This is a genomic window from Pseudomonas sp. LB3P14 (assembly GCF_054898045.1).
This window is the reverse complement of record NZ_CM142714.1, coordinates 6,479,887-6,493,074: the sequence shown is the minus strand read 5'-3', so window position 1 is coordinate 6,493,074 and position 13,188 is coordinate 6,479,887. Positions and strand designations below refer to the sequence as shown.

General features: G+C 53.2%; 7 protein-coding genes. 3 read left to right on the top strand and 4 right to left on the bottom strand.

The features are described from left to right. Position 1: 1 nt before the first annotated feature. The 3 genes from ACYZT5_RS29790 to ACYZT5_RS29780 are packed head-to-tail and all read left to right on the top strand — an operon-like array spanning position 2 to position 4,154. Positions 2–1,987, top strand: a complete 1,986-nt coding sequence (locus tag ACYZT5_RS29790; protein WP_462048526.1) for an ORC-CDC6 family AAA ATPase — start codon at positions 2–4, stop codon at positions 1,985–1,987. Then, positions 1,987–2,874 (top strand): hypothetical protein, encoded by an 888-nt coding sequence (locus ACYZT5_RS29785; RefSeq protein ID WP_462048525.1) that lies wholly within the window; start codon positions 1,987–1,989, stop codon positions 2,872–2,874. The genes ACYZT5_RS29790 and ACYZT5_RS29785 overlap by 1 nt, the downstream gene beginning before the upstream one ends. After that, positions 2,871–4,154 carry an N-6 DNA methylase gene (locus tag ACYZT5_RS29780; RefSeq protein WP_462048524.1) on the top strand — a complete coding sequence of 428 codons (1,284 nt, stop codon included), beginning with the start codon at positions 2,871–2,873 and terminating at the stop codon, positions 4,152–4,154. The genes ACYZT5_RS29785 and ACYZT5_RS29780 overlap by 4 nt, the downstream gene beginning before the upstream one ends. A 221-nt stretch (positions 4,155–4,375) precedes the next feature. Here ACYZT5_RS29780 and ACYZT5_RS29775 read toward each other — a convergent pair whose 3' ends face one another. From ACYZT5_RS29775 to ACYZT5_RS29760, 4 genes are all read right to left on the bottom strand, one after another. Beyond that, positions 4,376–7,114: a LuxR C-terminal-related transcriptional regulator gene (locus tag ACYZT5_RS29775; RefSeq protein WP_462048523.1), complete on the bottom strand. Its 2,739-nt coding sequence runs from the start codon at positions 7,112–7,114 to the stop codon at positions 4,376–4,378. Between the two features lie 400 nt (positions 7,115–7,514). Next, on the bottom strand, positions 7,515–8,879 hold the full coding sequence (locus ACYZT5_RS29770; protein ID WP_033061304.1) for a DUF1329 domain-containing protein: 1,365 nt from the start codon (positions 8,877–8,879) through the stop codon (positions 7,515–7,517). Between the two features lie 28 nt (positions 8,880–8,907). After that, complete coding sequence (locus ACYZT5_RS29765; RefSeq protein WP_462048522.1) at positions 8,908–10,845, bottom strand: DUF1302 domain-containing protein; 1,938 nt, start codon at positions 10,843–10,845, stop codon at positions 8,908–8,910. A 336-nt stretch (positions 10,846–11,181) separates the two neighbouring features. Beyond that, complete coding sequence (locus tag ACYZT5_RS29760) at positions 11,182–12,864, bottom strand: fatty acid--CoA ligase (RefSeq protein WP_462048521.1); 1,683 nt, start codon at positions 12,862–12,864, stop codon at positions 11,182–11,184. Positions 12,865–13,188 lie beyond the last annotated feature (324 nt).

Below are 13,188 nucleotides of genomic sequence, written 5' to 3'. Positions count from 1 at the left end.
CATGGAGCTCAACTATAAAGACAGCTTAAGCGCCGTGCTGGCAAACAACAGAAGTGAACACATTGGAATGGATGTATGGGAAGACTTCGTACTTCCTTACTTTTATAAAAAAATCGACTTCAATAGCAGCTTCCCTCTTAGAATTGAAGGAGGAAGAGGTTGTGGCAAAACGATGCTTTTAAGATACCTTTCCTACCACAGCCGTTTTTCAGACAAAAGAACTAATATCCCTTTATCAGAGCTTGAAGCCATTGGGCTATACTTGAGAGCCGACACACAGTTCCTTAGGCAACTACAGAAAAGAGGTCTTGAGGAGCACAAGTGGCAATCAATTTTTTCACACTATATCAATGTCTGCCTGCTGACAGAAGCAACAAGCGCACTTCTCAAAATATCAAGCGCAAGTTACTCGGAAGGTGAAAGCTTTGACGTCAACAACTTAGAACTGCTATCGCTTAAAATTTATGGCGACAACTTTAGCGGCACAATCCAGGCATTGTTTGAAGAGTTTAGAAATCAAAGGAAATTATGCGAACTTGCGGTTGCAAACCCGAGAATGATTGATGACTTGCTAATACTTCCAGACTCCGCCCTGACCGACCTAATTAATGAAGTAAAAGAGAAAGTAGCCCCTAGAGAACTAAAATTTAAAGTTTACTTTGACGAATACGAAAACCTACTAAAATACCAACAGCTCATTATTAATACGCGCATGAAGCATTCCGAACCTCCGCTAATATTCAATATCGCGGCGAAACTCAACGGCGTGCCTTACTCAGAAACAACCGGAAACGAATCACTTTCATACAAACACGATTACACGATTGAAAATCTAGACAATCGACTCGCAGAGGAATCATTTGAGTGTTTTGCAGCAGAGATTCTATTTTTAAGACTGTCTAAAAGTGATGCCAAATATAAAGAAATTTTTGGTGGCGCCCAGCTAAATTCAATCGCTGATTTAGAAAAGCGATTAGAGAGTGGGTATCAAGAACGCGTATTGGCTGCAGCAAAGAGTTTACTCCCGGGTAAAACTCATGAAGGTTTAGCCGAAGAGATTTTTTCAGACCCGAAACTTTTAAAGAAACTGAGAAACGAATTAACTATCGGCCTAAAAAACAAATCTTCAAATCTGAGTCCTGACTTGTTCATCGATACCAACTATAAAAAAGCGTCGATAGTTGCGTCTTCATTAATATTCAGAAAGAAACTTAGCCCTGATGACATTGCACTCCAACTAAAAAATTTACGAGAGGATAAAGATAATAAATTTACAGGTACCACTTCTTGGGTTCAAAACTTTTTCATCGGTAGCTACCTAAAACTTATTCGTTCTTTTAAAACCGAGTCAACCTTCTACGCAGGCTTCGACGTATATGTACTCTTATCCAACGCAAATATGCGACATTTTCTTGAGTTATGCCGAACAGCATTCTCAAATTTCACACTGAAAAGCTCTGAAAACCTAAGCATTGATTGTCGGGCGCAACATATTTCGGCAATGCAAACCAGCGAAATACTTTTCAGAGAAATTTCAAGTTTCATGCCCCACGGAAAAAGGCTAAAGATTTTCTGCGGCAGACTGGGTGAAGTATTTGGTCTATTTCAAGAGCGAAATTCACAAAGCGAACCTGAAATAACCCATTTCAATATAAAGGGAGGTTTTCTAACTCTTAACTCAGAAGAGCAAGATTTCCTTAAAGAAGCTGAAAAATGGGGAATTCTCTATAGAACGGATTCGACCAAGGGAAAAAGTCTAGATATAAAGGACGATAGTGACTGGGTGCTAAACCCTATTTACACCCCTTACTTTTTTATAAGCTATAGAAAAATTCGAAAAACATACTTTGAACCAGAGGAACTGAGTTCCATCATCGCCGAATCTGAAGCGGAATTCGAGAGCATCCGTAACGCCAGAAAGAAGAAGCTTGATCTAATAGAAGATACCGAAGGCCAGGATAGTTTTTACCAAAAAGGACTTTTTTAATGGAAATTATTGAATACAGTTCTTTGCCAGAAATTGCCGAGTATCGATGGAACATCGCGATTCACGGGAAACACGCTGATGAGCGAGACAAAGAAATCAGGACTTTTTTCAAAGAATCTTGTGATGAAGTTCATATCTTTCAGTACGACCGTTTAGAGATGCAAGTTAACCTTTCAATGGAAATACTAGAGCTACATGACATAGAAGAAGCATTAAAAAAATTCGTCGGACTCAGTATTATTATTGACGCAACTTCTTTCGACGTAGCGGAGCTAGCCATAATTTGCGTAGGCTTGAAAGGCGCCGGCATAGTGAGTTTTGATGTCATTTATGCGGAACCGTCAGAATATTCTCACGACTCAACTAATGGGGAAAAGAACTATAATTTGTCTGAGAGCTTACTCGGATTTGAAGAAGCAGGCATCCCTGGTATATCCAAGGCAATTCCAACAGACGATCCAAAGCTTTTTATTTTTTTTATGGGCTATGAGGGAGACCGATTTAAAAATGCACTTGAGCTATCCGAGCTATCGGGAAAAGAGTGCAACTTAGTTTTTGGAGTTCCCGCCTTTAAATTTGGATGGGATAAAAATTCTCTACTCAGTAGTGCACGATCAATCTTAGAAAACAGCCTTCAAGACTCATTCTTGTTCTGCGGCGCAACGAACATTTATGGAGTTTCACGGCTACTCGAAGAGTTGCGTCAGAAGTTCACAAGAGAAACATTTTTTCTCGTGCCGCTTGGGCCAAAACCCATGAGTATAGGAGCAATAAAATTTCTTTGTGATGATAAAAACTCCTCATTGCTGTATGATCACCCAGCTCGATCACTCAATAGATCGAAAGGTATTGCAAGCATTCATTTAGTTCGAGGGTTCCTTTCTTGAGGAATTGTTTCTTCCCAACGCCTGAAGCTGTTGTTCAAACCATAATTAAAGCTGAAGCTTCTGGGCATCATCAGTGCGTCCTCGAGCCGGCTGTAGGAGACGGCGCATTACTTCGGGCGCTAGATGAAAACTATCGAAAGTTAGTAGCATTTGATATAAGTCAAGAAAACCTAGACAAAGTATCTACATTTGCAAACGCATCAAAAACTCAATTATGGTGCGCAGATTTTTTGAGTTCTACCTTGGACTCTCATTACGATTTGATACTATCCAACCCTCCATTTAACAATAATCTTGCTCACCATGTAAGTTACAACGGTAAAAAAATGCCAGTTGAGGCTGCTTTTGTCCTCAAGTGCCTAGATCACTTGAGCCTAGGAGGCAAGGCGATTTTCATTCTACCGCCGTCGATCATGACAGGAGATAAAATGAAATGGCTAAGAATACATTTAGCCACTCACTATAAAATATCCTCTATTTATAAACTCCCGAAGTTCTCCTTTAGCAAAGTAGAGGGGGGGTTTTATGTACTTTGTGTCGAAAGAGCTCGAGAGAACAACTACACATTACAATTACATTCTGAAACCCATGCCAAACAACTCATAAATTCCGCACAGCTTCATACGTACGATTATTACCTAGACCCAGATCATCTCAAACGACTGATAACTTACAAAAAACACCTAGCACGACTCGGAAGCACATCACTTTCTGAAATAAGCAGAATAACTCGAGGGACTGTTGGAGCCACAGGCAATATAAAATCAGTTTATCACTCTACCGACTTCAAATCCCACATTGCCACAGCAAAACCACTGGACGGTTTAATTAAAAGTTCTGCTACGCTAAGCAAATACGACATAGTTATTAAACGTGTATGCAGATCCGCGAGCGCGAGCTTTTCTGTGTATATGGGTCCTATGGACACGCCATACAGTGATTGTCTAATTGCAATATCTCCTTTAGTCAAAAATAGAATCTCATCCGCTCGACTGCTACTTATGCTCCGTGTTTCTGTGCTGCTAGGGGCCGATGCAAACTTCGAAAACTCAGGAAGCGGAGCTAACTATATATCCCTAGGAAGACTTAGAACACTCGACATCCCATTCTCACTACTCGCCAACGATACAAAACTCGTAGAAAAATACTCCAGATTTATTTTTTCCGGGAAGATTACGGAGGCTTTAGACGTCGAACAAAAGCTCGCTAGAACATTAACTGCAGAAACTTTTAACAATCAGACCCTTATAGATTACAAGCAATTATCCAGTGCGTATTGAGAATCAAGTGCAATCTAGGTAACATCGAGCGAATGATTCTGCTGCGATTAAAAAGCGAACTAACTATTTGATTTCGTTTCGACAAAAACTTTTTCCGGTTTAGTTTCTTCTTTGTTAAAAACGATTTTATGATTCTATCCACTCGTCCGGCATCCTAATACCATCGTCTGCGTTCTCTGAGTTCAGGGATGAGAAGTGGTCCAATATACAGCTCCTTACGATTACCCCAACACCCCCAACTCCTTCGCCCGCGCCACCGCCTGCGTACGCCGCTCCACCCCAAGCTTGCTGTTGATATGGCTGGCATGGGTTTTCACCGTGTGCAGCGAAATAAACAGCTGATCGCTGATTTCCTGATTCGAACAGCCCTGGGCGATCAGTCGCAGGACGGCCATTTCCCGCGCACTGAGTTGTTCCGCCGCGGCGGATGACTCCGTTGCGGGACGGGCTATCACTGCCGGAAGTTTTTCTGAAAGGCTCAATGAAACAGGAGTCGGCACACCGAGTTGAAGTTGGTTACGCAGCCAGTCCGGATGTTCAGCCAACAACCCGTCAAACGGTTGCAGCACACCACCGGCCGCCGCCTCCAGGGCTTGAGCCAACGTTTTGCGGGCCTCGGGTTCGCGCCCGCTCCCCAGCAACAACGTCACTTTCTGAGTCAACGCCATTACGCTGAGCATCTGCCTGCCGGTTTGCTGCCCATGCTCAAGCAACGCATTCAATCGTCCTTCGGCCCGCATCGGTTGCCCTTGAATGACCTCCAGCAAGGCCTGCTGCAACTCGATATGCAGCGGCAGTTGCGGATGGAACTCCGGAGGCGCTGCAGCGTGTTCGCCGTTATAGGTCTGGCCCAAGCGAGCGAGCCAGGCTTCGGCCAGATCGGTACGACCCTGGGCTAGCCAGAGCTCGCATTTGACCAGCGTGATCATCGCCAGGTAGTAAATCGGCGGTACGTCCCAGATGTGCATCAAGCGCTCGGCTTCGGCGAGTTCGGCAAAGGCTTTGGCGAATTCGCCGCTGCTGCCCTCGAGCCTGGCGATCACGCAGTGACCGATCAATACGCTGATGTCGCGACAGGCTCGTGCTTCACTCAAACCGGCTTGCAAACGTGCCCGTGCAGCTTGCGGTTGCAAGCGCAGGGCCAGTAAAAAGCCCTCGTACAAGGTCAGCCGAGCGCGCACCGCATAGAGCCGTTGCGGGGATAACCCTTGCAGGCGTTGCAGCCCCTGACGCACTTCATCCAGCGAACGAAGGATTTCCCCTCGCGCTTGCAGCACGCGAGCGCGGTCGTAATGGGCCAGCGCTTCGAACAGCGGGTTGCCCACCCGTTGCGCCAACTCCAGAGACTCACGGTTCAACCCGCGTGCTCGCCACAAGTCGCCGTCGGCAATGGCCAGGTTGGACAGGGTCGAGAGGCACATCAGGCGTTGCCCGTAGCGTTTGGCCGGCAGGCTCTCCTGCGCTTCGGTGCAATAGAGCAACGTCAGCTCGCGATTGCCGCGCCCGCGAGCGATGATTCCGCTCAGGGCCAGCCATTGCGCCAGCATGGATTTTTGCGCAGTGGCTGACGGGGCCGGCAGGAAGCGGCTCAAATGACTGGCCAGTTCCTCGGCGGCGTCCAGCTGACAAGCCAGCCCCAACGCCCAGCTGTACAGCACGATCAACCGTGGCGTGCTGATCAGCAGGCTGTCGGGCAAGTCCATCTTCCAGCGCAGCAACATGCCGACGTTCTGTTCGGCCAGCAGTTGTTCTTCGGAGAGGTTCTGGACCAGGTTCGCCGCGACATCCAGGTGCCCGGCACGCAACGCCTGCTCGACCGCCTCATCGAGCAGCCCCTGGGCATTGAACCATCGACAGGCGCGCAGGTGCAGGCTGGCCGCCGGCACCATCGCCTGCGCGGTAGGCCGGGTGCGCAGCAGGTCGGAGAACAAATGGTGGTAGCGATACCAGTGACCCTGTTCGTCCAGCGGTACCAGGAACACCTGGTGCGCCAGCAGGAAACCCAGGATCTCGGCGCTGTCATGGGCTTCGCGAACGGCGTCGCACAGTTCGCTGCAAAAGCGTTCCTGGGGTGCGGTGTCGTAAAGGAATGACTGCACCTCGGCGGGCAGACAATCGATGACTTCTTCGAGCAGGTAATCGCGGATCAGCCCTTCCCCGCCATGCAGCGTCTGCGGCAAAGCACCCTGGGTGCCCGCTTCGGACGCCGCCAGCAGCCAGAAACGCAGCCCGGCGACCCAACCTTCGCTGCGCTGGATGAGGCTCTCCAGCGCTTCGCCGCGCAAGGAACTGCTATGACGATCAAGCAGGGTCAAGGCTTCGTCGTGAGTCAGGCGCAAGTCCTGTTCATTCAACTCGAGCAGTTGCCGTGACAGCCGCAGACGCGCCAGATGCCAGTCCGGCCGCTGCCGACTGGTGACCATGACCAGCAAGCCGTCAGGCAGATGATTGAGGAAAAATTGCAGGCAGCGGTCGAGAACCGGGCCCTGCGCCAGATGGTAGTCATCAAGCACCAATAGCAAAGGCGTACTCGATACCAGGTGCACAGCCAACTCATCGAGCAAACCGTCCAGCCATTCTTCAAAGGCAAACGGCTGATGGCGCTGCCTCATTTTCAGCAGTCCCAGGGACTGACTGCCGAGTTGCGGATAATAGTCCTGGAGGCCTTCGAGCAACCGCTCAAGAAAACGCCCTGGATCGCTGTCTCGCGGACTCAACCCCAGCCACAGACTTTGCCAGTGAGCCGGCAAGCCCTGACAGAACTCCACTGCCAACGAACTTTTGCCAAACCCCGCCGGTGCGCTGACCAGCAATAGCCTGCCACCGAGCCCCGCACTCAGGCGCTCGCACAGACGAGGCCGCAGCACATGGCCGTCGGGCAACGGAGGCCGAAAAAAGCGCCCGTCCAGTGCCGCGACGGCAACGCTTGCAGGGCCCGGGGGTGGGGACAGATCAGTCATGGCCGGCTCTTGTTTGAATGGCGGTTGGCGGCGTTGCAGATGTCCGCAGCCTAGCGGTAAACGAAGACGGAATGAAGGTTATTGCTACAAATGGCTACAAAAAGAATACAAGCAGAAGTGTCGAGCAAACCCGATAGTCACACCGCCCTCGCAGCTGTCGAGCTTGCGAGGCTGCGTTCGGCTCGGTCCGCGCTCGGGCGAAGCAGTCGTGAAATCGAGCGCTGCGGTGTTCCAGGACAACCTTGCATTCAGGTTTTACGACTGCTGCGCCCGAGCGCGGACCGAGCCGAACGCAGCCTCGCAAGCTCGACAGCTGCTACACGACCTTTATGAAATTCAAAAAAAACGCCCCGAACCAGTCGGGGCGTTTTTCGAGGATGCGGCCTCTGTTGAGTACCGCTTAGCGAACACCATCCTGGCGCAGCGCGGCCGGGGTGAAGTCGCTGGTGGTGGCGGTGAAGCCGAAGTCATACGCCGATTTCTCTTCGTTCTTCATGCCCAGTGCCAGGTAGCGGCCCGATTGCAGGTCGTACAAGGTTTCCAGGGTGTACCACGGCACCTGAACGTTGTAGTAGTTCTGGGAGTGAGCTTCCGCCACACGCCACAGTTGATTACGACCGTCGTAGTGATCGATCACAGCCGCCTGCCAGGTGTCTTCGTCGATGTAGAAGTCACGCTTGGCGTAGATGTGACGCTGACCTTCCTTCAAGGTCGCTACCACATGCCAGACCCGGCGCAGCTCGTAACGAGCCAGGTCCTGGTTGATGTGACCGGCCTTGATGATGTCGTCGTACTTGAGTTGAGGCGAGTCGAGCTTGTAGCTGTCGGAGGCGATGTACATCTCTTTCTTGCCTTCGAGCTTCCAGTCGTAACGATCCGGCGCGCCGTTGTACATGTCCAGGTTGTCGGAGGTACGCAGGCCATCCGCCGCAGTACCCGGCCCGTCATAGGACACTTGTGGCGCGCGACGCACGCGCCGTTGACCGGCGTTGTAGACCCACGCCGAACGCGGTTCTTTAACCTGGTCGAGGGTTTCGTGCACCAGCAGCACACCACCGGCCAGACGTGCTGGCGCGGTCACTTTCTGCTTGAAGTAGAACAGGATGTTGCCCGGGTTCGCCGGATCGTAATCCTTCATCTTGTCGCGGAACACGAACTGATCCTGGAAGTACACCAGGCTGTACGAGCCGTTCGGTTGTGGCGTAGCCTGGGTTACCAGGCGGGTCACGCTGCCACCGCGATAGCGGGTGATGTGGTTCCAGATGACTTCGACGCCGGTTTTCGGAATAGGGAACGGTACCGCCGTTTCGAAGTTCTCCAGGCCGTTGCCGCCGGACACCAGGTTCGTGGCGGTGGCGTTTTTCTTGATGGAGGCAAACACGGCATCCGGCACGGTCGCGCCGCGATGGGACGGGTAGACCGGCATCTTGAAGGTTTCCGGGTAGCGCTTGAACATCGCGTACTGTCCCGGTGCGAGCTTGTCCTTGTACTGGTCGACGTTCTGCGCCGTGATGGTGAACAGCGGTTTTTCACTGGCGTACGGGTCGGACAGGAAACCTTTGCTGTCGGCGGTGCCGGCGTTTTTCGCCATTGGTTTCCAGGCCGGGATAGACCCGTCAGCGTTGCCCGCCATCTCGGCGCCCATCGGGGTCAGGCTCTTGCCCAGTTTGTCCGCTTCGGCCGCAGGGACCGCCGCCATGACACCGGTCGCCAGCAGCGAAAGTCCCAGAACACCGACGTGGAACAGACTCTTTGTTATTTTCATAGGTGTGTTCGTCCTGATAATGCAGTGCTTAGAAGTTCACGCCGAAGCTGAGCGCAACGAAGTCGCGGTCGTCGACGGTGGTGTACTTGCCGTCGAAGAAGTTGGTGTACGCCAGGCTCGCGGTGTAGGTGTTCTGGTATTCGGCATCAACGCCCAGGCTGACCGCTTTGCGACCTTCCTCGAAGTTGCCGCCAGGGCCAGGCGAGTAGCCTTCCACGTCATGGGACCAGGCCACGTTCGGCTTGAGGTTCACACCGGCGAATACGTCGTTGTATTCCCAGATGGCACGACCGCGGTAGCCCCAGGAGTTTGCGGTGGTGAATCCGTCGTTTTCGCAGTAGCGGCTCACGTTGTTTTGCGCACCGCCTGCCAGGGTAGAGGTGTTCAATGCCACGCATTGACCACTTGGCAATGGGCCAGGGCCGTAGCTCGGATCACGACCGTAACGCGCTTTGGAAGTGCTTTCCAGACCGCCAACGTGAGTAAAACCGACCTCGCCCACCAGGGTCAGTCGCTCGGCGCCCATCACCTGGTCGAAGAAGTGAGTAAGGGTCGTCTGGAGCTGAGTCACTTCCTTGCGGCGATAGCCTTTTTGATCCTGCCCTGGCGTACCCTGGAGCACGGAAACGTTAGGGTTCAGGGGCGTCAGACCGGAAAAGAGAATGTCGGTGGTGTTGAGCTGAACCGGAGCATTCGGCCGGTAGCTGACTTCACCACTCCACGCCGTACCTGTAGGTAACGTGGTGGAGAAGCTCAAGCCATACAGGCGAATATCTTCAGGGTACTCGACGTAGTAGCTGGAGTTACCGGCCACCACCAACGGCAGCAAGGTCGGGGCCAGGCCTGCCGCGACACCGGCCGGAACACCCGCAGCCCTCAATGAACCCACCAGGCCCGCCGCGCTGTAAGCGCTCGCCGGAGCACCTTTGCCGCTGAAAATCGGCGCACGGCTGTGGTAGTTCATGAAGTAGGCGCCGAACTCGGTGTCCAGCGGATCGAACATGTATTTGAAGGACACGCCAAATTGACCGCTGTCACGGGCATCGCGATCCGGACCGCGACGAACGATGACACCTTCATCCGGGTTACCCCACGTCACGCCATTGGCAGCGAGGGTGTTGATGCTGGCATTACGCAGCGAAGCCGGCAGCCCCGCAGCCGTCAATGCGCTGTTGAGTCCGTTACGGGTGCGCAGTACGGCCAGGTTGTTGTCGCAGCCATCCGCAATCACGTCCGGTTGCGAGAAGAAGGTGCCGCAGTTGTCGACAACGGTCTGGTCCCATTCGAGCTGGTAGAAGGCTTCGGTCGAGAGGTTCTCGGTGAGGCTCTGCGAGACGTAGAACATGTTGACCGGGATCAGGCCTTCCTTGATCTCGGCACCGGGGCGACGGAACGCGGACACGTCGATAGGGTTGATCGAGTTGATACCGCCGCCGATGAAGGTACTTTCACCCCAACTCACTACTTGCTTGCCCAGACGCACGGAACCCGGCTGATCGGCAATGGCGTAGTTGTGGTAGACGAAGGCGTCGAGGATTTGGCCGCCGGAGGACTTGGCGCCTTCCTTGCGGTTGTTGTCGCTGATGTCCTTGAACTCGCGGCTTTCGTCCTTGAGTTCAAAGTCGTACCAGTATTTGCCACGGACGAAAACGCCGGTGTCGCCGTATTTCAATTCAAGGTCATGGATGCCCTTGAAGATCTTGGAGAACGTTTCGCCGCTCTTGAAGTTCAAGTGACCATCGTCGGAAGTCTGGGACAGGCCATGCCCGCCATTGTTGACGCCGATAAGGTTCTTGTTGGCACCTTCAGTAGACCAACTGGCACCGATCGACAGGGACGAGTCGAACTGACCTTCGATTTCACCAACGTTGAAACTGACGCCGAATGCTGGCCCGGCGAGCGTAGAGGCAAGACTGACCGCCAGGGGCAGTTTCGCCCGGCGCCAGAACTGGTTTACTGATGTCATCGACGCTACTCCATGTGCATTATTTTTATGGCAGTGAGCACTTCTAAAAACGCTGTGGATGACTGGGAGCCAAGGTGTCCCTAAGTCATTCCAAAGATGCATCGCCCCGGTTTGTGCGTTTGCTCCGTTCTTAAAAATCCTTGAGCGGACTATAGCCAGCAGGTAGTACTGCTTGATCCCTCTAAAGTGTGATTTGCAGCTGCCAGCCACTCTGGAACAGTCCTTTGCCGTGCCGACACCTGTCGGCCCGGCAAGGATGGCTGAAAATTCAAATTTAACAAGCCAAGCGCTTGCTTGGTGGGGCTGGCGTGCCCTTTCGGGCACGCCAAATGACGCTTAAAGCGTCGAGAGGAAGGTGCTGTTGTTGGCTTGCCATTCAGTGATGTCGACGCGAATGCGCTTCTTGTCGAGCTTGCCGACACTGGTCTTGGGAATTTCAGTAACAAGAGCGATCTGGCTCGGGATGGCCCACTTGCTCAGGTGCCCCAATTCCACGAATGGCTTGAGGTGTTCCTTCAGCTCCTTCGCCCCGATCACATGGCCTTCGCGGACCACCAGCAGTGCGAACGGACGCTCGCCCCACTGCGGATCGGCAATCCCCACCACTGCTACTTCGCGTACCGCCACGTGGCGACTGATCAGGTCTTCCAGGTCCAGTGAGGAGATCCACTCACCGCCGGTCTTGATCACGTCTTTGATCCGGTCGCGAATATCGATCACACCCATGCTGTCCAGGGTCGCTACGTCACCGGTGTGCAGCCAGCCCCCGGCCCAGAGCTCGGCGCCCTTTTGCGGCTCGTTGAAATAGCCCTCGGTGAGCCACGGCGCACGCAGCACCAGTTCGCCCTGGGTCTCGCCATCGGCGGGCAGGAAGTTGCCATCGGTGTCGACGATTGCCGCTTCCACCAATGGCCCCGGCACACCGGCCTTGATCCGATACGTGGTGCGTTCGTCTTCGGTGCCGGCCATCAGCTCATCGTTGAGGTGTGCGCACGACACCAGCGGCCCGGTTTCCGACATGCCGTAAGCAGCGGTCAGTTGAATGCCCTTGGCCTTGGCCGCTTCGTATAGCGCACGGTTCAGCGCACTGCCGCCGATCACGATTTTCCAGCCACCAAAGTCGGCGCCTTGCGCGGCCTTGGAGTTAAGGATCATTTGCAGAATGGTTGGCACGCAATGGGAAAAGGTGACCTTTTCCTTGCGCCACAGCTCCACCAGATATTCCGGGTCGTAACGGCCGGGATAGACCTGCTTGAGCCCGAGCATGGTCGCCACATATGGCAGGCCCCAGGCGTGCACATGGAACATCGGGGTGATCGGCATGTAGACGTCGTTGGTGCCCAGCAAACGCACGCTGTCGATGGCGCCCATGATGGTCGACACGCCCATGGTGTGCAGCACCAGTTGCCGATGAGTGAAGTACACGCCTTTGGGATTACCGGTGGTGCCGGTGGTGTAGAACGTGGTCGCGACCGAATTTTCGTCGAAGTCCTGGAAGTCGTATTGCGTGCTCGCGGCCGCCAACAACTGTTCGTACTCGCCGATCAGGTTCGGCACGTCGGCAGTTTTCTCCGGCAAGTCGGTCAGCAGCAGGGTTTTCTCCACCGTGGTCAGGTGCCCGGCAATGGCCTGGTACAACCCGACGAACTCGCTGTTGACCAGCACAAAGCGGTCCTCGGCGTGGTTCATGGTGTAGAGGATCTGTTCCGGCGACAGGCGCACGTTGATGGTGTGGATCACCGCGCCGATCATCGGGATGGCGAACATGCATTCCAGATAACGATGGCTGTCCCAGTCCATCACCGCCACGGTATCGCCAGCCTTGACGCCGGCCGCCGTCAGCACGTTGGCCAGCCTTGCAACCCGTTCAATCAGGGTCGGATAGCTGTAGCGCAACTGGTCGCGGTAAATGATCTCGCGGGTTTTCTCATAACGAGCGCCGGACATCAGCAGCCGTTTAATCAGCAACGGATACTGGTAAGCGCCTTCGGCTGGGGGGATAACGCGAGTCTGCAACATAAGAGTCCCTTTTCTGACTGCACGGTCGTGGCTGAAAGTAAGCACTTTAGTGCCCTTGAACGCCAGCCAAATCAGCCAAAGGAATGATTTGCAGATCCGGGCAAAATGCTAGCTTTGCGCCACTACTTGACGTGTTTCGTCGGGAATTAGGGACCTGCGCTGTAAAACGTTGCAACGCATGCGCGCAACACTTGTCTGTGAGCCTACGTAACATACGGACACGATGAGCCGATCGGTTGGCAGCCGAACAGTTGCCCCAAGTCACCCGACCCTCCACCTCATCTTCAAGAGAAAGATCTTGCTCACTAGACCTGTCTGGTCACA